General features: G+C 64.4%; 17 protein-coding genes. 11 read left to right on the top strand and 6 right to left on the bottom strand.

Features of this window, described 5'->3' with window-relative positions:
* The first annotated feature begins 11 nt into the window (after nt 1-11).
* From MWN76_RS08405 to MWN76_RS08395, 3 genes are read left to right on the top strand one after another with little or no spacing between them, the layout of a single operon-like run.
* Complete coding sequence (locus tag MWN76_RS08405) at nt 12-1,469, top strand: efflux transporter outer membrane subunit (RefSeq protein ID WP_250460949.1); 1,458 nt, start codon at nt 12-14, stop codon at nt 1,467-1,469.
* Entirely contained in the window at nt 1,466-2,689 is a 1,224-nt protein-coding gene (locus MWN76_RS08400; protein WP_250460948.1) for an efflux RND transporter periplasmic adaptor subunit, read from the top strand. Before MWN76_RS08405 ends, MWN76_RS08400 begins: the two co-directional genes overlap by 4 nt.
* Nucleotides 2,686-5,832: an efflux RND transporter permease subunit gene (locus tag MWN76_RS08395; RefSeq protein ID WP_250460947.1), complete on the top strand. Its 3,147-nt coding sequence runs from the start codon at nt 2,686-2,688 to the stop codon at nt 5,830-5,832. The genes MWN76_RS08400 and MWN76_RS08395 overlap by 4 nt, the downstream gene beginning before the upstream one ends.
* A 117-nt stretch (nt 5,833-5,949) precedes the next feature.
* Here the strand turns inward: MWN76_RS08395 and MWN76_RS08390 are convergent, their stop codons facing one another.
* From MWN76_RS08390 to phhA, 4 genes are all read right to left on the bottom strand, one after another.
* On the bottom strand, nt 5,950-7,119 hold the full coding sequence (locus MWN76_RS08390) for a cation:proton antiporter domain-containing protein (RefSeq protein WP_250460946.1): 1,170 nt from the start codon (nt 7,117-7,119) through the stop codon (nt 5,950-5,952).
* A 207-nt stretch (nt 7,120-7,326) separates the two neighbouring features.
* Nucleotides 7,327-8,955: an aminotransferase class V-fold PLP-dependent enzyme gene (locus tag MWN76_RS08385; RefSeq protein ID WP_250460945.1), complete on the bottom strand. Its 1,629-nt coding sequence runs from the start codon at nt 8,953-8,955 to the stop codon at nt 7,327-7,329.
* Between the two features lie 128 nt (nt 8,956-9,083).
* On the bottom strand, nt 9,084-9,554 hold the full coding sequence (locus MWN76_RS08380) for an Lrp/AsnC family transcriptional regulator (protein WP_250460944.1): 471 nt from the start codon (nt 9,552-9,554) through the stop codon (nt 9,084-9,086).
* A gap of 324 nt (nt 9,555-9,878) precedes the next feature.
* Nucleotides 9,879-10,715 carry a phenylalanine 4-monooxygenase gene (gene phhA / locus MWN76_RS08375; protein ID WP_250460943.1) on the bottom strand — a complete coding sequence of 279 codons (837 nt, stop codon included), beginning with the start codon at nt 10,713-10,715 and terminating at the stop codon, nt 9,879-9,881.
* Nucleotides 10,716-10,900: 185 nt separating this feature from the next.
* Here phhA and MWN76_RS08370 point away from each other — a divergent pair, with 185 nt between their 5' ends.
* Complete coding sequence (locus MWN76_RS08370; RefSeq protein WP_250460942.1) at nt 10,901-12,319, top strand: TyrR/PhhR family helix-turn-helix DNA-binding protein; 1,419 nt, start codon at nt 10,901-10,903, stop codon at nt 12,317-12,319.
* A gap of 193 nt (nt 12,320-12,512) precedes the next feature.
* On the opposite strand, the gene MWN76_RS08365 is transcribed toward MWN76_RS08370, so the two are convergent.
* Nucleotides 12,513-12,869 carry an Mpo1-like protein gene (locus MWN76_RS08365; protein ID WP_250460941.1) on the bottom strand — a complete coding sequence of 119 codons (357 nt, stop codon included), beginning with the start codon at nt 12,867-12,869 and terminating at the stop codon, nt 12,513-12,515.
* A gap of 150 nt (nt 12,870-13,019) precedes the next feature.
* Between MWN76_RS08365 and MWN76_RS08360 the strand changes: the two genes are divergently transcribed.
* From MWN76_RS08360 to MWN76_RS08330, 7 genes are all read left to right on the top strand, one after another.
* Nucleotides 13,020-14,243, top strand: a complete 1,224-nt coding sequence (locus MWN76_RS08360; protein WP_250460940.1) for a CaiB/BaiF CoA transferase family protein — start codon at nt 13,020-13,022, stop codon at nt 14,241-14,243.
* A 21-nt stretch (nt 14,244-14,264) separates the two neighbouring features.
* Nucleotides 14,265-14,861, top strand: a complete 597-nt coding sequence (locus tag MWN76_RS08355; protein WP_250460939.1) for a rod shape-determining protein — start codon at nt 14,265-14,267, stop codon at nt 14,859-14,861.
* A gap of 98 nt (nt 14,862-14,959) precedes the next feature.
* A complete protein-coding gene (locus MWN76_RS08350) occupies nt 14,960-16,636 on the top strand; it encodes a carbon starvation CstA family protein (protein WP_250460938.1) in 1,677 nt (558 codons plus the stop codon).
* Nucleotides 16,633-16,917, top strand: coding sequence for a cory-CC-star protein (locus MWN76_RS08345; protein WP_250460937.1), 285 nt, complete (start codon nt 16,633-16,635; stop codon nt 16,915-16,917). Before MWN76_RS08350 ends, MWN76_RS08345 begins: the two co-directional genes overlap by 4 nt.
* 24 nt (nt 16,918-16,941) lie before the next feature.
* Nucleotides 16,942-17,931, top strand: a complete 990-nt coding sequence (locus MWN76_RS08340) for an ArsA family ATPase (RefSeq protein WP_250460936.1) — start codon at nt 16,942-16,944, stop codon at nt 17,929-17,931.
* A 59-nt stretch (nt 17,932-17,990) separates the two neighbouring features.
* The gene (locus tag MWN76_RS08335; RefSeq protein WP_250460935.1) at nt 17,991-18,719 is read left to right on the top strand and encodes a GDSL-type esterase/lipase family protein; all 729 of its coding nucleotides are present in this window, start codon (nt 17,991-17,993) and stop codon (nt 18,717-18,719) included.
* Nucleotides 18,720-18,727: 8 nt separating this feature from the next.
* A complete protein-coding gene (locus MWN76_RS08330) occupies nt 18,728-19,810 on the top strand; it encodes an SGNH/GDSL hydrolase family protein (RefSeq protein WP_250460934.1) in 1,083 nt (360 codons plus the stop codon).
* A gap of 275 nt (nt 19,811-20,085) precedes the next feature.
* Here MWN76_RS08330 and asnS read toward each other — a convergent pair whose 3' ends face one another.
* The gene (asnS, locus tag MWN76_RS08325; protein WP_250460933.1) at nt 20,086-21,486 is read right to left on the bottom strand and encodes an asparagine--tRNA ligase; all 1,401 of its coding nucleotides are present in this window, start codon (nt 21,484-21,486) and stop codon (nt 20,086-20,088) included.
* Nucleotides 21,487-21,495 lie beyond the last annotated feature (9 nt).

Here is a 21,495-nt window from a genome sequence, read left to right as displayed (position 1 = left end):
AGAGTCTTTTGGTGAATTTTTTACTCGCACTGCGCCGTTGCGCGATTTCCTGTCTTCCGCTGCTGACCGCCTGTGCCGCGCAGACGCTGCCGCCGGACCTGCCGCAGCGGGCCCTGGGCCTGCCGGACAGCTTCCGCGCCTCCGGCAGCGGCAGCGCCGATGTGCGCTGGTGGCGCACCTTCGGCGACCCGCAGATGGACCGCCTGGTGCAGCTCGCGCTGCGCGACAACCCGGACCTGCAGGCCACCCTGTGGCGCCTGGAGCAGGCGGATGCCGCGGCCCGCGGTGCCCGCTCCGGGTTCTGGCCGCGGATCACCGGCAGCCTGGAAAACTCCGAGCAGCGCCGGGCCGACTCCAGTGGCTTCGACTTCTCCGGCAGTGAGAACGAGGGCAACAGCTGGAGTGGCCGCCTGGCCGCCAGCTACGAGGTGGATCTCTGGGGCCGCGTGCGCGCCGGTGCCCGCGCCGCCGAGGCGGGCCGCCTGGCCCAGGAGGATGCCCTGCAGACCGCGGCCCTGAGCCTGGCGGCGGAGGTCTCGACCACCTGGTTGCAGCTGCGCGAACAGTGGGGCCAGCGGGAACTGTTGCAACAACAGCTGGAGGTCAACCGCAAGACGCTCAAGGTGCTCGAACTGCGCTTCGGCGGCGGTGTGACCACGGCCGCGGACGTACTGCAGCAGCGGCAGCTGGTCCAGGAGTCGGAGCAGGAACTGCAGGATATCGAGAACAATATCGAGACCCTGAAAGTGCAGCTGGCGGCGCTGCTGGGAATCAGCAGCCAGCGCCTCGCCGGTGAGCTGCAGATGGCGTCCGGCCTGCCGGCGCTGCCAGCGCTGCCGGACACCGGCGTGCCCTCGGAATTGCTGTTGCGCCGCCCGGACGTGCGCCAGGCGCAGCGCGAGTTGCTGCAGGGCTACTATCTGGCGGACCAGGCCTGGGCGGACCGCCTGCCGACCCTGAGCCTGGCCGCGGTGGCCAGTGGCGGCGGCACCGCCATCGGCGATATCGTCGACGACTGGCTGATGACCGTGACCGCGGGGCTGGAAGGGGTGATCTTTGACGGCGGCCAGCTGTCCTCCGCACAGGACCAGCAGGACGCGGTGCTGCAGGAGCGCTGGGCGCTCTACCGCGACACCGTGGTGCAGGCGCTGTCCGAGGTGGAACAGGCCCTGATCGAGGAGCAGTCGGTGCGCCAGCGGCTGGTGCACCTGCGCGAGCGCGCGCGCCTGGCGGACCAACTGGTGGTGCGCCAGCGTCGTTCCTACAGCCGCGGCACCGTGGATTTCCTCAATGTGCTCACCGCCACCACCAGCCAGCAGAGCCTCGAGCAGCAGTTGCTGACGGCGCGGCGGGAACTGATCGAGAATCGCGTGACACTTTACCGCGCACTGTCCGGCGGCCTGCCGATGGCGGACCTGCCCAGTGCCGAGCCGGTGGAGTTGGAGTTGTACCGGGAGGGTAACCGTTGAATTTGAAACGCTTGAACTGGAATTTTGCGCTGCCCGTGGGGTTGATTGTACTGGCGGTGCTGGTTTCCAGCTGGTTGTTGCGGGAAAAACCCACACTGCACCGCGGCCCCCACACCGCGCCGGCGCCCACGGTGACCGTGACGGAGGCGGAAGTCGGGCAGTTTCCGCTGACCGTGACCGCCCTGGGGCAGGTGCAGGCGCGGGAATCCGTGGAGTTGCAGCCGCAGGTGGACGGCCGCGTGGAGTGGCTCGACTACGACCTGGGGCCCGGTTCGATCCTGGACGGCGGCCAACTGCTGCTGCGCATCGAGAAGGAGCCCTTCGAGCTGGCCCTGCAGGGTGCCCGCAGCACCCTGGCCGAGAGTCGCGCCGGACTGCAGCAGGAGCAGGGTCAGCGCGCCGTGGCGCGGGAGGAATACGAACTGCTGGGCACCAGCCTGCCGGAGGTGGACCGCGCGCTGGTACTGCGCGAGCCGCAACTGGCAGCCGCCCAGGCGCAGGTGGATGCGGCAGAGGCGGACGTCAAGCTGGCCCGGCGGGACCTGCGCCTGACCGAAATCCGCGCGCCCTTCAACGCCCTGCTGGTGAGCCGCAGTGTGGATGTGGGCGACCGGGTGGCCCCGGGGACCGCCATCTATACCCTGGCGGGTGCCGACCGTTTCCAGATTGAAGTGGAAGTGCCCGCGGGCCAGTTGCAGCGGCTCGACCAGGGCGACACCGAAGTGCAGATCCACGGCAGCCAGTGGCCCGACGGCGTTTTCCGCCGCGGCGAGTTCGTGCGTGTGATCCCGGTGCTGGAGGAACAGGGCCGCCTGGCGCGGGTACTGGTGGAATTGCCGGATCCGCTGTCCCGCGACAAGCCGGGCCAGCCACAGTTGCTGCTGAACGACCTGGCGCGGGTCGAGCTGACCGGCCGCACCGAGCAGGAGCGGGTGCGGGTACCGCTGACGGCGGTCCAGGACGGCGATCGGGTATGGGTCGTCGAGGATGGCGGCATCCGTATCCAGCCGGTAAAAATCGATTACCTCAGCGGCGACTATGCAGTGATCGCCGAGGGGCTCGGCGGCGGCGAGACCCTGGTCACCACGCGGCTGACCACCGTAACCGAGGGCATGCCGGTCAAGGTGGCCGGCGCTGAAACCGATGCCGGCCCGCGGCGGGACGAAACCGCCGCTGGAGATGGACCGCGAAGGGCCTCGCAACGGGGAGAACGCGGATGAGCGGGGGGCAGCCAAAACGGCCGCCGGTGGAAACCCGCGGCGGCCCCATCGCCTGGATGACCCACAACCATGTCACCGCCAACCTGCTGATGCTGGTGTTTATCATCGGCGGCCTGCTGTTCGCGACGACGGTCAAGAAAGAGGTCTTCCCCAACTTCGACCTGGATATCGTCACCGTCTCCATCTCCTATCCGGGCGCCAGCCCGGCGGAAGTGGAACGGGGTGTGCTGGTGGCCGCGGAGCAGGCTGTGCAGGGCATCAACGGTATCAAGGAGATGCGCGGTTCCGCGTCCGAGGGCGGCGCGTCGCTGACCCTGGAACTGGAAGAGGACGCCAATGCCAACCAGGTCTACCAGGACGTGCAGCAGGCCATCGACCGGGTGACCACCTTCCCGTCGGATATCGAGCGGCCCCAGGTGAGTCTGGCGGATCCGCAGCACGATGTGATGGACCTGGTCATCCACGGCGACCTGGACGATCGCACGCTGCGCGACGTCGCCATGCAGATCTACGACGAGCTGGAGGCGCACCCGGACATCACCCAGCTGTCCACGTCCGGTGTGCGGGATTTCGAGGTGGCGGTGGAAATCAGCCGCGACGACCTGCGCCGCTACGGCCTGTCGCTGCCGGACGTGGCCTCGCTGATCGCCAACGCTGCAGTGGATGTGCCCGCGGGCGGAGTGAAAACCCGCGCCGGCGAAATTCTCGTCCGGGTCACCGAGCGGCGCGACTGGGCGCGGGAGTTCGGTGAGATCGTGGTGGCGCAGGGGGCCGGCGGCGGCACCGTGCGCCTGCGGGATATCGCCTCGGTGCGCGATGCGCTGGTGGATGAGCCGCGCAACATGATCTACAACGGCGAGCCGGCGGTGGGCATCGATGTCTACCGCGTCGGCAGCCAGACGCCCATGAGCGTCAGCGACGCCACCCACGAGGTGCTCGGGGAGCTCAAGAGCACACTGCCGCCCGGCGTGCATATCAGTATCCGCGACGACGATTCCCTGATCTTCAAGGAGCGCCTGTCGCTGCTGCTGAAGAACGGTTTTGTCGGCCTGCTGCTGGTGTTTGTGGTGCTGGGGGCTTTCCTGGAACTGCGCCTGGCGTTCTGGGTGACGCTGGGGATTCCCACCAGCTTTATGGGTGCGCTGCTGTTCCTGCCGGCGTTGGATATCTCCGTGAACATGGTCAGCATGTTCGCGTTTATCATCGCGCTCGGTATCGTCGTCGACGATGCGATCATTGCCGGGGAAAATATCCACGAGTGGCGCCGCCTGGGCTACTCGAACCTGGAAGCGGCCATCGCCGGTGCGCGCCAGGTGGCGGTGCCGCTGACCTTCGCCATTCTCACCAATGTCGTCGCCTTTATTCCGCTGATGGAACTGCCCGGGTTTATGGGCAAGATCTTCGGCATCATTCCGTTCGTGGTGGGGTCGGTGTTCGTGATCTCCTGGGTGGAGGCGTTGTTTATCCTGCCGGCGCACCTGGCCTATTCCCGCCGCGGTTACAAAAAAGGCTGGGCGCGGCGCCTGGCCGCGCGCCAGAAAATGATTGCGCGCGGCCTCGACCGCTTCGTGGAAAACCGCTTCAAGCCGCTGCTGGACCTGTGCGTGCGCCACCGCTACCTGACCATTTCCATCGCCCTGTCGGTGCTGGTGGTGGTGACCGGATACGCCGCCAGTGGCCGCATGGGCTTTACCCTGATGCCGCGGGTGGAACGGGATTCCGGGCGCGTGGAAGTGAATTTCCCACCGGGCGCCTCGGAGGAGCAACTGAACGCGGCGCGCCGGCATATCCTCGACGCCGCCGATCGCGTGCTGGATACAGTGGATCGGGAAAGTGTCTTCCTGGGGATGCGCGGGCGCATCGGCGACAATTCCGTGGTGGCGGACGTCTACCTGGTGCCCGCGGACGAGCGCGATTTCACCACCGGCGAATTCGTGCAGAAATGGCGCGGGGAAGTGGGCGTGGTGCCCGGGGCCATCAGCTCGAGCTTCGCCGCCGACCGCGGCGGCCCCGGTTCCGGTGCCGCGCTCACGGTTGAATTGCGCCATACGAATACCGAAGTGCTCGAGCGGGCCGCCAAGCGCCTGGCCAGGGAGCTGGAGCAGTTCCCCGATGTCAGCGATATCGACCCGGGTATTTCCATCGGCAAGCAGCAACTGGACCTCACCCTGACCGAGACCGCCAAGAGCCTGGGGCTGTCCGCCGAGGATATCGGCCGCCAGCTGCGCGCCTCCCTGTACGGCGCCGAGGCCATGCGCCAGCAGCGCGGCCGCGACCAGGTGAAAGTGATGGTGCGCCTGCCGGAGGAGGAGCGGGTGTCCCTGGACGATGTCTCCAGCATCATGATCCGCACCGACAGCGGCGTCTGGCTGCCGTTGCCGGACCTGGTGGAGATCGACAAGGGCCGCGCCTACGCCAGCATCAACCGCCGCGCCGGCCGGCGGGTGATGACGGTGACCGCCAACGTCGAACCGCCGGACCAGGCGGCGCTGGTGATCAACGAGCTGAACCGGACGGTGATCCCGCAGTTGCGCGCCGAATTTGCCGGCCTGAGTATTTCCTACGAGGGCCGGCAGGCGGAGGAGCGCGAGGGCCTGGCCTCCCTGGGAATGACTTTCCTGCTGACCCTGGCGGCACTCTACCTGCTGCTGGCGATTCCGTTGAAAAGCTATATCCAGCCGCTGACGGTGATGGTGGCGATTCCGTTCGGCGTGATCGGCGCGGTGCTCGGCCACCTGCTGATGGGTTACGGCCTGAGTATGGTGAGCCTGTTGGGCATGGTGGCGCTGGCCGGGGTGGTGATCAACGATACCCTGGTGATGATCGAGTACGGCAACCGCCTGCGCGACGACGGGGCCGGTATCACCGACGCGATAAAGCTGGCCGCGGCGCGGCGTTTCCGCCCGATCATCCTGACCACGGTGACGACTTTCTGTGGCCTGATGCCGATGATTTTCGAGACCTCGGTACAGGCACGCTTTATGATCCCGATGGCGATTTCGCTAGGCTATGGAATCCTGGCGGCGACGACGATCTCGCTGCTGCTGGTGCCCTGCCTGTACCTGATGTTTGCAAAGGATATTCCCGCCGTGTTCGGGATGTTGCGAAGAAACGGGCAGCTAGTGGGCCGCTCGCAAAGTTAGGTAACAGTTCGCTTCGCCAAAATAGAATCCGGTGTCATTTTGTTTCTTCCCCCCGGCACAAGTTTGACCGGTCCGGAGACGCCCACAAAGCGGGCGAGCGCCAAGGACGGCACTGGCTCAGTCCCGCCGCAAATGATCCTTGATCGCAATCGGGTTGGGGAAATTCAGTACCACGATATACGACGAAACCAGGAAGGTCAGGATCGCCGTGGCCTGGATCAGGTGCGAGGCGCCGCTGCCGATCAGTTCCTGGTTGAAGGCGAGGAGGGCGATCAGCAGCGAGAACTCGCTGATCTGCCCCAGGCGGAAACCGATATCCCAGGCCAGCACCTTGTGTTCGCTCTGGTTGCCCAGCAGGTAGCGGAACACCACCGGCTTGACTGCCAGCACCGCGGCGGCGGTAACCAGCGCGGGCAGGGCGACTTCCGGCAGCATGGCCAGTTTGAACTGGGCGCCGAGGCTGAAGAAAAACAGGATCAGGAAAAAATCCCGCAGCGGTTTCAGGCTCAGCGCGATGTACTGCGAGATGGGGCTGGTAGCCAGGGTAATACCGGCGATAAAGGCGCCGATTTCACGGGACAGGCCGAGGATTTCCGCCAGCTCCGCCAGGCCCATGCACCAGCCCAGCGCCAGCAGGAAGACGTATTCGTGAAAGCGGTCGAAGCGGGTGAACAGCGGCATCAGCAGATATTTGACCACCACCCAGGCAAAAAATACCAGCAGGGGCAGCGCGGCGAAGGAGAGCCCCAACCTGGCGATATCCACCTCGCCGGTGCTGCCGGACAGCAGGATCATCAGGCAGGTGATGGCGACAAAGTCCTGGAACAACAGCAGGCCCACCATCAACTCACCCAGGTGCTTGTGGTGCAGTACCGTGGTGGGCAGCAGCTTGATGCCGATAATGGTACTGGAGAACATCAGCGCCATGCCGATGACCCAGGATTCGATCGCGGTGTAGCCGAACAGTTGGCCGATGCCGTAACCCAGGCCGAGAAACAGGGCGCAGCTGACGATGCCGACGAAGGTGGCTTTCCGCAGCACCGATACCAGCGCCTTGGGCTGCATGTCCAGGCCGAGCAGGAACAGCAGGAAGATGATGCCGATGCTCGACATCTCCGCCAGCAGCCGCACATTGTCGATCACCCCGAACCCGGACGGCCCGAGCATAACGCCGAGCGCGATATAGGCCACCAGTAGCGGCTGCCTCCCGAACAGCGCCAGTGAGGCCACGATCGCCGCGCCACTGAAAATCAGGAAGAAAGACTGGAACAGGTTGATTTCTGCCACTGGACATCCTTGTTACCCGGTTGATGGGGCCATTATCCATGGATGATGGGGTGGCGAAAACTGTTGCCCTCTCTTTCGTATCGATCGCACCGGGAAGCATGGGAACCCGAGTTTCGGGGTTCAGGTCGGGGCGCCGGGTGGCGTGTCCCGCACACAGCCACCGGTAGCAGGATCGTCACTGAGCTGGCTACAAGGTAATCTGGAACATCAGAGATTGAACCAGCGCAGGTTCTCGGCTTCCGGCGACAGTATCGGCTGTTCGCAGATCCTGCCGCTCGGGTTTTGCAGGATTTCGCGGGCCTGTTGCAGGTAGTCTGCGAGTGCCGTTTCCACTTTCCCGGGTACGGCGTCATGCCCGTTCTCCAGCGACAGCTCGAGTACCGCTTCGCCGCTCTGACCCTGGTAGCGCCAGACACCGGCACCGGCATCGTACTGGTAATAGGGCAGGAGTTTATAACCGAGCCCGGCGATGATCTCGACGGCTTCGATCAGGTAGTCGACGGTCTCTTCATCGAGGAAATAGTTGAAATTCAACCGCACCCAGCCGGGTTTCAGCAGGCTCTCGCCGCCGCTGACCACCTGCTCCAGGGCGCGGCTCTGCTCCGGTGTCAGGTGCAGCAGCGAGTGGCCGTAGGGACCGGCGCAGGAGCAGCCGCCGCGCACCTGGATGCCGAACAGGTCGTTCAGCAGCGCCACGACAAAGCCGTGGTGCAACGGCAGGCCGTCCCTGAGAATATGCATCGACACGATACTGACCCGCGGCAGTTCGGTGCCGCCGAGAATCTCGATGTTGTCGTTGTCGCGCCAGCGTGCGAAGGCGCGCTCCAGCCACTGCGCCTCGCGCGCCTCGATTTCCTCCGCCCCCACTTTGTCCTTGAGCGCGAATACCAGGCCGGCGCGCACCGATTCCACGATCGCCGGGGTGCCGGCCTCCTCGCGGCGCTCGCCCGGGGGCAGGTAGGTGTGGGCTTCCGGGCCCACCCAGGAGACGGTGCCGCCACCGGGCACGGCCGGCTGTTCCGCCGGCAACAGGGATTTCTTGACCACCAGGATGCCGGGTGTGCCCGGCCCGCCGACAAATTTGTGCGGGGAGATAAACAGTGCGTCTTTGCGCGTGCTGTCTCCATCGCCCTCTGCGTCCATGGCGACATAGGGGGCGGCCGCCGCGTAATCCCAGAACGACAGGGCGTCGAACTTGTGCAACAGGCGGGTGACTGCGTCCACATCGGTACGGATACCGGTGACATTGGAGGCGGCGGAGAAGCTGCCGATTTTCAGCGGTCGGTCGTTGTAGAGTTGCAGTGCCTGTTCCAGTGCCTGCAGGTCCACGCCCCCGTTGCTGTGCTGGGGAATGGTGACCACATCGGCGACGGATTCCCGCCAGGGAAGGTCGTTGGAGTGGTGCTCATAGGGGCCGATAAAAACGACCGGGCGCGCGGCCGGCGGGATCTGCCCGGCGTCCGCGCCGAAGCGATCGTAGTGATCGCGGCGCAGGCCCAGGCAGTCCAGCATACGGTTGACCGCGGCGGTGGCGCCGGCGCCGCAGAAAATCACCGCGTGTTCGTCGCCGGCGTTGACGGATCTGCGCACCGCCGCGCGCGCCTGTTCGCGGAAGGCGGTGGTCTGGCGGCCGGTGGCGGAAGTCTCGGTATGGGTGTTGGCGTACCAGGGCAGCACGCGATTGCGGATCTGCTCCTCGATAAAGGCCAGGCCGCGGCCGGAGGCGGTGTAGTCGGCGTAGATCAGCGGCCGGATGCCGAACGGCGTGGCCAGCGGCAGGCGTTCGCCGATGACGTTGTCGCGGATGCGGGCGAGCAGGGTTTCACTGCGGGACATGGTTACCTCGATAAATACTGTTTTCGTTATTCTGGAATGCGCCCGGGCGCACAGGGCAGTGGCCCGCTCCTGTTTGTCCTTTTCCTTTCTCTTCTCTCTGCTCTTTGCGTTTCCCGTTCACCGGCCCCCTATTCGCCGGAAGGAATCGGCAGTTCGGTGGTGCTCTTGATCTGCTCCATGGCAAAGTTGGAGACGATATCGCTGATGCCCACCTGGCGGATCAGTTCCTTGTAGAAGTGGTCGTAGGAGGCGATATCGCTGACCACGATGCGCAGCAGATAGTCGTAATCCCCGGCCATGCGGTAGCAGTCCACCACCTCGGGGAGTTCCGCCATGCGCCGGGCAAAGGCCTCGGCCCACTCGGGTGTGTGCTGGTCGGTTTTCACCTGGGCGAAAACCGACACCGGCAGGCCCAGGGTCTCGGCATTCAGCAGGGCCACTTTGCGGCGAATGATGCCGCTTTTCTCGAGCTTCTGCACCCGGCGCCAGCAGGGGGTTTTGGTCAGCCCCACGCGCTCCGCCAGTTCCTCGATGGAAAGGCTAACATCTGATTGCAGGATGGCAAGAAGTTGTCGATCGATCGCGTCGAGTGAGGACATGATTCTACCAAGCTCCCTAAATCGCGGGGTCGTAACTCCCTGAACGACGATTTCAGGCCATCACTGGCAACAACATACCCCTGTCTGCTTGAGCCCAGCGGAGACATCCGATTTCGGAGGGATACTTCTGCTCACACTGTTCTCACTGCTGTAACGATAGGCTCCGATTATCTGGATCGGTAGTGGGATTTTCCTCTGGGTTTTGAGAGAAGGGAGGGGGGGGTGATTTTCAGGCCACTCCTTGCAGCGTAGGGTGCGCCGCGCGCACTATTGATCGGCCGGTGTGCACGGCGCACCCTACTGAGAGTCCCGAGTCCCTGGAAGCTACGCAGCGTCCCTGGGCGGAAAGCGCGGCTCGAACAGGCCCAGCTCGATCGCCTTGCGGGCCCGGGCCATCAGGTCGATTTCGGTGAGCTCCTGCAGTTGCTGCAGGTCATTCAGCACATAGTAGACCGGTTGCACGATATCGATGCGATAGGGGGTGCGCAGCGCGTCCAGGACGTCGAAATCGTAGCGGGCCGGTTCGTCGCCGAGTGCATACAGGGTTTCTTTGGGCGAGGACAGGATGCCGCCGCCGTAGATGCGCAGTCCGCCTTTCGTCTGCAGCAGGCCGAACTCCACGGTAAACCAGTAGAGACGGGCCAGGTAGGCGCGCTCCTTGGGCGATGCGGCCAGGCCCAGCTGCCCGTACTTCTGCGTGAAATTGGCAAAGGCCGGGTTGGTCAGCATGGCGCAGTGGCCGAAGATCTCGTGGAAGATGTCCGGTTCCTGCAGGTAGTCGAACTCCTCCGGTGTGCGGATAAAGGTGGCCACCGGGAATTTGCGCTCGGCGAGCAGGCCGAAAAAGGTTTCGAAGCCGATCAGTGCCGGTACCCGCGCCACTTCCCAGCCGGTCTCCCGGCGCAGGACACTGCTGACTTCCTCCAGTTGTGGAATCCGCTCCCGCGGCAGGTCCAGCAGTTCCAGGCCGTGCAGGTATTCGTCGCAGGCGCGGCCCGGCACCACCTCCAACTGGCGCTCGATCAGCCGCCGCCAGGTGTCGTGCTCGGTATCCGTGTAGTGAATGACGCCGTTCCCGTCCGGCTCGCGGGCGATGTACCGGGTTCCTTTGCCCGCGGGCGCGCCCGGTTTTTTGCCGGAGGTCTTGCTGTCGCTTTTCATGATCTCTGCTCCCGGCGCGGGCCGGCCAGGCGGCGAGTGCCCGCGCTCTCTGTTTTGTTGTTATCTGCCTGTGGTTCCAATTTTTAGTGGGAGAGGGCTTCGAAGGGGAGGGGATTGGCGGCAGTTCTGGCGCTGGCGCTGCGCCGGGGATACACTTTTTGTAAACAATAGTTTACAGGTCCGCGATGAGAGTCGAGATCACTTGTGCCAACCGAGTCGGAATTCTTCACGAAATAACACAGATATTCGGCGATTATCGAATAAATGTTACCTCCGGGGAACTGGGCGGTGACAGCGGCGACAAAGTCTACCTGTCCGCACCGGGGATGCTGACCACCCAGTATCGCGCCATTGAGCAATCCCTGTTGCGGGTGCCCGGCGTCAAGCGGGTGCGGCGGATTGCGCTGATCCCGTCCGAGCGCCGCCACTTCGAGCTGGACACGCTGCTGCGCCACGTGGCGGAACCGGTGCTGTCCGTGGACCGGGAGGGGCGGGTGATCGCCGCCAACCTGGCGGCGGCGCGGGCCTTCGGCGTCAGCCTGAATCGGGTGCCCGGGCTGCAACTGCAGCGTTTCCTGCCGCTGCTGCAGGTGGCCGAATTGTTGCGTGACTTTGCCGTGCCCCGCTACGGCGTGCCGGTGACCGTGCGCGGCCGCAGCTATCGCATGGAGTGGTCGCCGATCGCACTGGCGGATCTGCCGGGCGATGTGGAGTCGCTGGCCGGCGCCGTGTTGACGCTGCAGCTGCGGAATCCGGGCGAGGCGCCGCCGGAACTGCCCGCGCCGGTGGCTCTGTGGGATTTCGACCGGCGGCGCGAGAGCTGCCTGCAATTGCAGGAGATGGCCGCACTGCAGGCGCCGCTGCTGATCCGCGGCGAGCCCGGTTCCGGCAAGAGCACCTTTGCCACGGCGGTGCACTACCTGTCGCCGCTGGCGGCCACGGGCGACTGTGTGTACCTGCGCCTGGGGGAATCCGAACTGCCCGAAAACTGGCCGGGCAGCGGCACACTGATCCTGGATGACCTGCACCGATTGTCGGCGGAACAGCAGCGACAACTGGCGCGGCGCCTGCGAGGGCTGCCGGTATACCTGCGCGCCGTCGCCACCTGTGACCAGGCGTCTGGGTTGATCCCCGCGCTGGCCCAGCTTTTCTCCGAGCTGGCAGTGACATTGCCGCCGCTGCGCAGTATGCGGCCGGCGGTGGCGCGGTTTGCGCAGGCCGTCCTACGGGAACAGCGCGCCGGGGTCGAAGCGTTGCGGTTGGGCGAAGCCGCGGGTGAGCGGTTGGGGCGCAGCGACTGGCCGGACAACTTCAGCGGCTTTGCCGAGCACCTGCTGGCTGCGGCAGCACGTTGCCGTCGCCGCGGCAGCTCGACGATCGAAATGCGGGACCTGCCGGTGCCGGATGCGGAGCCTGTGCTGCCCTGGCGGGACTGGAGCCGCGGTCTCAGTTACCGGGAGGCCATGGACAAGGTCGAGGAGGCGTTGCTGCGGGAGTTATTGATGGAGCAGCGCTCGACCCGCGCACTGGCAAGAAGGCTGGGGATCTCCCACACCGCGGTGGCCAATAAGCTGCGCAAGTATGGCCTGGGGCGAGGAGAGTGAGGGGTGTCGACGGCGGGTATGCAATCAAGTTGTGGAATTTGAGCTTCCGGATCGACAGGCGTAGCCCGGATGGAGCGCAGCGGAACCCGGGATAGGGTATGGCCCGGCACCACAATCCCGGATTCCAGATCAAGTCCGGAATGACGGAGGCCCGCAGGAGCATAGACAAGTCTGCACCTGCGACCGGTTTCGCTTACCGCTCTATGCGGCCGAGCAGCATATCCTTAAACATCACAAAGTCTCCCCACAGGCTGTAGAACGGATTCCTGAAAGTGGCGGGGCGGTTGTGCTCGAAAAAGAAATGCCCCGCCCAGGCGAATCCGTAACCGGCAAAGGGCACTGCGGCAAACCACAGGTAGTTGCCGCTGATCAGCGCGGTGGCCACCAGGGCAAGCACCAGCGAGGTGCCGGCAAAGTGCAGTCGCCGACAGGTGAGGTTGCGGTGCTCCTCGAGGTAGAAGGGGTAGAAATCGCGAAAGGAGTGAAATTCCCTTTTCTTGTCGCTCACATTGTTGTCGCTCACGGTTTCCTCAGCGGATGTGGCCGGCATGACAGAGCCTCTTGTTATTGTATTGGTAGCAGTGGGCAGTCTACGGCCAAAGCGCACGCTCTCCAAGAGCGGCGCGCCGGTCACGAATCTGGTAGGCTGCGCAGGTTCCCTCCATCCGGATTTTGATGAGGGTCAGAAGAAGAGGAAGTTATGGCAGGTCCGTTATCCCACCTGAAAGTGCTCGACCTGAGCCGCATTCTGGCCGGCCCCTGGGCCAGCCAGGTTTTCGCCGATTTTGGCGCTGAAGTAATCAAAATCGAACGCCCGCAGCGTGGCGACGACACCCGCCACTGGGGCCCTCCCTACCTGCAGGACGAACAGGGCGCAGACACCGCCGATGCCGCCTACTACCTCTCCGCCAACCGCGGCAAGAAATCGATCACCGTGGATATTACCACCGGGGCCGGCCAGCAACTGGTGCGGGAGCTGGCCTCGCGTTGCGATGTGCTGCTGGAGAACTACAAGGTCGGCGGCCTGCAGAAGTACGGCCTGGACTACGAATCCATCAAAGCGATCAACCCCGGTATCGTCTACTGCTCCATCACCGGTTTCGGCCAGACCGGTCCCTATGCCCGGCGCGCCGGTTACGATGCCATGATCCAGGGCATGGGCGGGCTGATGAGCATCACCGGCGTGCCGGACGGCCAGCCCGGCGCCGGCCCGCAGAAGGTCGGCGTGGCCGTGGCGGACCTGATGACCGGCATGTACGCGGTTTCCGCGGTACTCGCGGCGGTGATTCACCGCAATGAGACAGGCGCGGGGCAGCATATCGACCTGGCGCTGCTGGATACCCAGGTGGCCTGGCTGGCCAACCAGGCGCAGAATTTCCTGACCTCCGGCAAGAATCCGCAGCGCCAGGGCTCCGGCCACCCGAATATCGTGCCCTACCAGGCGGTGCCCTCGAAGGACGGTTACTTTATGCTCGCGGTCGGCAACGACGACCAGTTCAAGCGCTTCTGCCATATCGCCGGTCTCGACGAGCTGGCGGAGCAGCCCGCCTACGCCACCAACTCCGCCCGGGTACTGGCCCGCGAACAGCTGGTGCCATTGATCGAGGCGGCCACGCGCGAACGGGAGTCCGACTGGTGGCTGGAAAAACTGAGCGATGCCCATGTGCCCTGCGGGCCCATCAATACCCTGGACCAGGTCTTCGCCGATCCGCAGGTACAGGCCCGGGGCATGGTCGTGGAGCAGTCGCACCCCAGTGCGGGCAGCGTAAAAACCGTGCGCAATCCGGTCGTGTTCTCCGAATCCGAACTGGAGTACACCCAGGCGCCGCCAGTGCTCGGCGAGCATACCGAAACCGTATTGCGCGAGATGCTGGGAAAAAGTGATGTGGAGATCCGGCAATTGAAGGAATCCGGAGTCCTGTAACGTCCAGAGCGGGGCGGCGATGTGATTCGAAAAGCGTTCGACAACCGCGGCACAACACTCTATGTGCAGATATGGGAGAAGCGCATCCGGGTCACGGATATCGGCAGCGGCAAAATCTTTGACGAATCGCCGCTGCTGGCCGTGCAGAAGAAGGGGCGGGGGGAAAAGGGGCGGCGGGAAGTTGTGGTGGCCGCGGGCAATCGCGCGTCGTCGCTGCCCGCTGCGGATACCCGTGTGATCAATCCCTTCTCCCATCCCCGCTCGCTGCTGGCGGACTTCGCGGCGGGCGAAAAGCTGCTGCAGTATATCTTCCGCAAGTTGCTCGGCGACAAGCTGCTGGGCCCATCGCCGCTGGTGGTGTTGCAGCCGATGGAGAAAACCCAGGGCGGACTGACGGATGTGGAGGTGCGGGCTTTTCGCGAACTGGCACTGGGCGCCGGTGCGCGCGAGAGCCTTGTCTACCAGGGGCCGGAACTGACCCGGCACACTTTCGACCTGCAACGGGTGAGAAAGCACAGTGGCGCAGAGGCCCCGCAGAAAACCGGCAGCCTGGCACAGTGGCTATTGCTGTTGACCTGGATTCTGCTGATCGTGGCCATGGCCGTATTTGGCCGGTGAGGCCAGGTTTGACAGGCGCCGCTGCACAGGCAATTCTTTAGGGCCTGTTTACGTCAGGCGGGCCCTGACTCTCACCCAACGGCAAGGGAACTTCCTTTATGAGTGCAATACTCCTTCTGGTGCTGGGGCTCGGTGGTATGGCCGCGGGCTATTTCATCTATTCCCGCTTTATCGCCGACCGGGTCTACGAGCTGGATCCGCACTTCCGCACACCGGCGCACCAGTTCGAGGACGGCATCGATTATGTGCCCACCAACCGCTTTGTACTTTGGGGCCACCACTTTACCTCGGTTGCCGGTGCGGCGCCGATCGTGGGGCCGGCGATCGCGGTTATCTGGGGCTGGCTGCCGGCGTTCCTGTGGGTGGTGTTCGGCACGGTGTTTTTCGCCGGCGTGCACGACAGTGGCGCCATCTGGGCCAGCGTGCGCAACCGCGGCCGCTCGGTGGGCTCCCTGACCGGCGATGCGGTCGGCAAGCGCGCCCGCAGCGTGTTCATGATCGTGATTTTCCTGGTGCTGCTGATGGTCAACGCCGTGTTCGGTGTCGTGATCGCGCGGCTGCTGATCAACAATCCGGCCTCGGTGCTGCCGATCTGGGGCGCCATTGCGGTGGCCGTGGTGATCGGCCAGTTGATCTACCGCTTCCGCATCGGCCTGGGGCTGGTTTCCGTCATCGGTGTGGCGGCGCTCTACGGCCTGATTTTCGCCGGGCCCTCGGTGCCGCTGGCACTGCCGGAAACCGTGATGGGCCTGTCCTCCAACGCGGCCTGGATCCTGATCCTGTTCGCCTATGCGGCCGTCGCCTCGCTGCTGCCGGTCTGGGTGCTGCTGCAGCCGCGGGACTATATCAACGGCCTGCAACTGTTCGTCGGCCTGATCCTGCTCTACGGCGCGGTGATCGTAGCCAACCCGGCGGTGGTGGCACCGATGATCAACAGCGATGTGCCCGCCGGTACGCCGCCGCTGTTGCCGCTGCTGTTCGTGACCATCGCCTGCGGTGCCATTTCCGGCTTTCACGGCCTGGTGGCCTCCGGCACCACTTCCAAACAGTTGAACAAAGAGACGGATGCGCGTTTTGTCGGCTACTTTGGCGCCGTGGGGGAGGGCGCGCTGGCGCTGGGCGCGATCATCGCCGCGACCGCCGGCTTCGCCTCGCTGGCGGACTGGCAGGCGGTCTACAGCAGTTTCGGCCAGGGCGGCGTGCAGGCGTTTGTGGACGGCGGCGCGGCGATTCTCAGCGCCGGCACCGGCATCAATGCCGAAGTCGCCGGCACCATGCTGACGGTCATGGCGGCGCTGTTTGCCGGCACCACCATGGACACCGGCCTGCGGCTGCAGCGCTACATTTTCCAGGAGTGGGGCGAGATCTACAAAATCAACTGGATGCACCGACCGATGCCGGCGACCATGCTGGCGGTGGCCAGCTGCGTGCTGCTCGCCTTCGGCGCCGGCGGCGCGGACGGTTCCGGTGGCCTGTTGATCTGGCCGCTGTTCGGCACTACCAACCAGCTGTTGGCCGGCCTGACGCTGCTGGTGGTGACGGTCATGCTGGTGCGCCTGGGCCGGCCGACCATCTTTACCCTGGGGCCGCTGGTTTTCCTGCTGGTGATGACACTGGCCGCGCTGTTGCTGCAGCTCAAAGAGTTTTTTGTGAAAAATGACTGGTTCCTGTTCAGTCTCGACCTGGTGGTGCTGGTGGCGGCAGTCATGGTCACCCTCGAATGTATCGCCACGCTGAAACTCCGTCGCTATACGGCGGAGGAAGGCGAATCGTGAAGCTTGCCGGAAAACTGCAGTACATAAAGCGCCTCTGTCGCCGCGCCGGTGAGCTCGGTGCCGAGTATTACAATGCCCCCTACCGCGCGGCCATCGCGCGGGCACAGCGCGACGAGGACGATCTGTTCATGCTGCTGGTGTTCGGCGAGGCGCTGGGTATTCCCAACCCCGCCACCTGGTACACGCTGGAGTTGCAGCCGCTGATGCTGGACCGCTTTCACGATTGGCACCAGCGCATGGGGATGGAGAAATCGCCCCTCGACCAGTTCCGCTGCTGTTGATGTCCCTGTGAAACGGCGCTGTCGATGAGTCTGCTGGATACTGAAAAACTGCTGGCCGAGAAAAGCCTGTTGATGGTGGGCGGCAAGGGCGGTGTGGGCAAAACCACCGCGGCTTCGGCCCTGGCCCTGCGCGCGTCCGAACTGGGCCGGCGCGTTCTGCTGGTGTCCACCGATCCGGCCCACAGCCTGGCGGACGCCTTTGATGCCCGCATCGGCGACCGCGAGACACCGCTGGCGGAAAACCTCGCCGGCCTGGAGATCGACCCGGATGCGGAGGTCGACGCCTATCTCGAGCGGGTGCGCCGCCAGATGGCCCGCCATATTTCGCCGGTGCAGCGGGATACGCTGGAGCGGCAGTTGAAACTCAGCCGCGAGTCCCCCGGCGCCCAGGAAGCGGCGTTGCTGGAACGTATCAGCGCCCTTGTCGATGACCCCGGCGATCGCGACCTGCTTATTTTCGACACCGCGCCCACCGGCCACACACTGAGGCTGCTCAGCCTGCCGGAAATCATGAGCGTATGGATGGAGGGGCTGCTGCAACAGAACCGCCGCAGCGAGAAACTCGGCGAGGTGCTCGCCCACCTGACGCCCGGTCGCGACCTCGACAGTCCCACCGCAGGCGGCGACGAACGCAGCCGTGCGCTGGCGGAACCGCTGTTGGAGCGCCAGGGCCGTTTCCGCCGCACCCGGCGGTGCCTGCAGGACAACCGGCGGAGCGGTTTCATCTTCGTGCTCACCGCCGAGCGGCTGCCGATCCTGGAAACCGCCCGGGCGGTGGAAAACCTGCGCGAGGCGAAGATCCCGGTCGCCGGCCTGTTGGTCAACCGGGTGCTGCCGGACGGGGTGGGCGAGGGCGGTTTTCTGCGCGCGCGAAAAGAGCGCGAGCTTCGCCTGTTGCAGGACATCGAGCAGCGTTTCGCGGACCTGGACCGGCGACATCTGCCCCTGCAGCCGGATGATATCCACGGCCTGGACGCGCTGCGCCGGTTCTCCCGGCTTTTGCATTCGCCGTGATCACGGAGAGGGCAGGCGCTGCGTCCGGTCGATAATCAAAGCAGATAAAGATAACGATGATGAAAACAACAAGTTCGCTTTTATTATTCCTGGCATTGACTGTAACCGGTTACTCCGCCGCCGATCCGCTTTCCATCCAACCCGTTCCCCGCACCCAGCAGTTTCCCTGGATGAGCCTGTCCTCCTGGTACCGGAAACACGCCGACGACATCCAGGTCGCGGAAGCGGGCAGCGCCCGGTTGCTGTTTTTGGGGGATTCCATTACCGAGGGCTGGGCCACGGCGCCGTCGGTCTGGAAGCGCGAGTTTGCGCCCTACGACGCTGCCAATTTTGGTATCGGTGGGGATCTCACTCAGAACCTGCTGTGGCGCCTGGACCACGGCGCCGTCGAGAAGCTGGACCCGGAAGTCGTGGTGATCCTGATCGGGGTCAATAACTTCCTGCACAACGACGCCAGTGCGCGGGATACTTTTGCCGGGGTGCAGGCAGTGGTTGATCGGGCGCTGGAGGGTTATCCCGATGCCCGTATCGTTTTGCACGGTATCTTTCCCTACGGCGAAATGCCGGATACCGCGGAGCGGGCGCGGGTGCGGGCGACCAATGCGCTGATAGAAGCCCTGGCGGAAAACCCGCGGGTGGATTACTTCGATTTCGGGTCGGTATTCCTGCAGGATGACGGCCGCATCGGCAAGGCTATCATGGCCGACTATCTGCACCCGACCGAGCGCGGCTATAAGCTCTGGGCGAAACAGCTGCGCCCGGTACTGTCCGGTTTACTGGAAAAATAGGGAGCGATATGAAAAGGGTAGCGGCATACCTGTTGCCGGCCGCATTGTGTGTCTTGCCCGCCCTCGGAGCGGCCGCGACCATCGAAGCCAGCGACGAACAGGTGCGCTGGAGCGGGCGCCATGTGGTTGAGGAGGATGGCGTCGTGCGTTTCGGCTATCCGAGCGTCAGTGCCAATCTCACCATTTCAGGGGGCGACCTCAGTGTAACCGCCTACAGCGGCAAGGCGGGCAGCCACTTGGCGGTGACCATCGACGATGGCCCACCGCGGCGTTTCACCCTGACCCGGGAAGCGAAACGGTATCCGCTGGTAGAGAACGATGGCAGGCCCCACCGGGTGCGGCTCAGTCACCTGTCGGAAACCTGGCGCGGTATCGTGACGGTTGAGGGGTTTCGCCTCGACGGTGGGGAATTGCAGCCACCACCACCCGCGGCCCGGCGCAGGCTGCTGGTCGTCGGCGATTCGGTTACCTGCGGCGAAGGCGTCCAGCAGCCGGCCGACTACCAGTGTGAGACCAATCCGCGCCGGCCGGATTCCGACCACTCCTACGGCATGCTGCTCGGCCGGGCCCTGGGCGCGGAGACCCAACTGGTCTGCTACGGTGGGCGCGGCCTGATCCGCAGCTGGAACGGAAATACCGACGAGCTGCAGGCACCGCAGTTTTTCGACCTGGCGATTCCGGTGCGCGACGGACCGGCCGCAAACCTGACCGCGTTTGTACCGGATGCCATCCTGGTTTCACTCGGCACCAACGATTTCAGCCTCGGCATCGGCCCGCTGCCGGAGCGGGAGGAATTCGTGCCTACCTATGTCGATTTTGTCGAGCGCTTGCTGTCGGTATATCCGGGAGCGGAAATTGCGCTCACCGAGGGCGCCATCGTCAATGACGAGGCGGATCCGGGCAGACCGCAGCGCAGTGTGTTGAGAAGCTACCTGGCCGATACGGTGGCGCGGGTGGGGGACGGTCGTGTCCATCGGGTGGTTTCCCGATATCACCCGGGCGACGACTGCGATGCGCACCCGACGGGGGCACAGCACAGGATGATGGCGGAAGAACTGGAGCCCGTCATTGCGCCGCTATTGGGTCGATGAAAATGGGGTCTTACGGAGACTGTGGCGGCCGATAAAAAGGCCTGCACGGTTAGTTAAGCCACGTCGTCGAAAGGTCCTGATGCCGGGTGCAGCTTTGCGAGACTGTCTGCGAGAGGGACCTCGCAGACAAGCCTACAGGGACGTATTCACGGCGTGTCTCGCAAAGCTGCACCCGGTAGCAGGACCGCCCCAATGTCAGCTGAAGCCCTGCGCATCTCATCGTCCAAGCTTTACCTGCTTAACTGACCGGCATTGCCACAAATGGGGGCTTATTTTTAAAACGCAATATTCTTCGGCGTCCGCGGAAACGGAATCACATCGCGGATATTGCCCATACCGGTGACGTAGGACACGATGCGATCGAAACCCAGGCCGAAGCCGGCGTGGGGGACGGTGCCGTAGCGGCGCAGGTCGCGGTACCAGTAGAGATGTTCTTTGGGAATATTCATCTCGTCCATGCGCTCGTCGAGTTTCTCTAGGCGTTCCTCGCGCTGGGAGCCGCCGATGATCTCGCCGATACCCGGCGCCAGCACATCCATGGCGGCGACGGTTTTGCCGTCATCGTTCATGCGCATATAGAAGGCCTTGATATCCTTCGGGTAGTTCATGACGATCACCGGCTTCCTGAAGTGCTTCTCGGCCAGGTAGCGCTCGTGCTCGGAGGCCAGGTCGATACCCCAGGAAACCGGGAACTCGAATTTCTCCTTGCACTTCTCCAGGATCTCGATCGCTTCGCTGTAGTTGATGCGTGCGAAGTCGTTGCCGGTGATGTTTTCCAGCCGTGAGATGGCCTCCTTGTCGATGCGCTGGGCGAAGAAGGCCATATCGTCGGCGCGCTCCTCGAGCACCGCCTTGAAGACGTATTTGAGCATTTTCTCCGACAGGTCGGCGGTATCCGCCAGGTCGGCGAAGGCGATTTCCGGTTCCACCATCCAGAATTCCGCCAGGTGGCGGGTGGTGTTGGAATTTTCCGCGCGGAAAGTGGGGCCGAAGGTATAGACCTTGGACAGCGCCAGGCAGTAGCTCTCCACGTTCAGCTGGCCGGACACGGTCAGGAAGCTCTCCTCGCCGAAGAAGTCCCTGGAGTAATCCACCTCGCCCCTGTCGGTCAGCGGCAGGTTGGCCTGGTCCAGGGTGCTGACGCGGAACAGCTCGCCGGCGCCCTCGCAGTCGGAGGCGGTCAGGATGGGCGTGTGGATCCAGTTAAAGCCGTTTTCGTGGAAGAAGCGGTGCAGCGCCTGGGCGATACAGTTGCGCACCCGCGCCACGGCGCCACCGACATTGGTGCGCGCACGCAGGTGGGCGTGTTCGCGCAGGTGTTCCATGGTGTGGCGCTTGGGCGACATGGGGTAGGTGTCCGGGTCCTCGACCCAGCCGACTACGTGTACCTCGGTGGCCAACAGCTCAATCGCCTGGCCCTTGCCCTCGGACGCCTTCACGGTACCGGTGATGTCCACCGCACAGCCGGTGGTCAGGCGCAGTACTTCGGATTCGTAGTTGTGGATGTCGGCCTCGACCACCACCTGGATGGGGTCGAAGCAGCTGCCGTCGTGCACGGCGAGGAACGAGAGGCCCGCCTTGGAGTCGCGGCGGGTCCGGATCCAGCCCTGGATACGGGCTTCGCTGCCCTCGCGGTGGGAGGACTTCAACAGGGAATCTACGGATTCAACTTGCATGGATGTGCT

This window comes from Microbulbifer litoralis, assembly GCF_023634065.1.
Classification (GTDB): domain Bacteria; phylum Pseudomonadota; class Gammaproteobacteria; order Pseudomonadales; family Cellvibrionaceae; genus Microbulbifer; species Microbulbifer litoralis.
Note: the sequence above shows the minus strand (reverse complement) of the source record. Positions and strands in the feature narration are given on the sequence as shown.